This is a genomic window from Duganella violaceipulchra (genome assembly GCF_019166075.1).
In the GTDB taxonomy this organism is placed as follows: domain Bacteria; phylum Pseudomonadota; class Gammaproteobacteria; order Burkholderiales; family Burkholderiaceae_D; genus Rugamonas; species Rugamonas violaceipulchra.
In genome coordinates this window covers 1-337 of the sequence record NZ_JAHTGR010000161.1, presented here as the reverse complement: position 1 = coordinate 337, position 337 = coordinate 1, and the positions used below count along the sequence as shown (strand labels likewise).

The window sequence follows — 337 nt, the reverse complement described above, 5'->3', positions numbered from 1 at the left end:
CGTTCACCGTAGCCGCGCCCGTGCCGACGTTGACCACACGGCCGGCGCTGTTGTCGATCGTACTCGCCAGCAGCGTCAGGCTGCTGGCCGCCGTGACGGCTTCGATCACGCCGCTCGCGTTATTGAGCGCGCCGCCCGCCGTCAATTGCAGGTCGCGTTGCGCCTGGATCGTCCCGCGCGCGTTGTTGACGGCGCCGGCGACCGCCAGCGTGGCGTCGCCACTGGCCAGCACGCTGCCGCCCTGGTTGCTCATGCTCTGGCTGGCGATGACGATGCTGGCGCCGCTGTCCTTCAGCGTGGCGATCTGGCCGCCATCGTTGTTCAGGCTGCCGGCGGC

At 70.3% G+C, this 337-nt stretch carries 1 protein-coding gene; it reads right to left on the bottom strand.

Annotated elements, in window-relative coordinates; translation table 11 throughout:
• The coding region (locus tag KVP70_RS33490; RefSeq protein WP_217946740.1) for a hypothetical protein at positions 1-337 on the bottom strand (337 nt) is incomplete at both ends.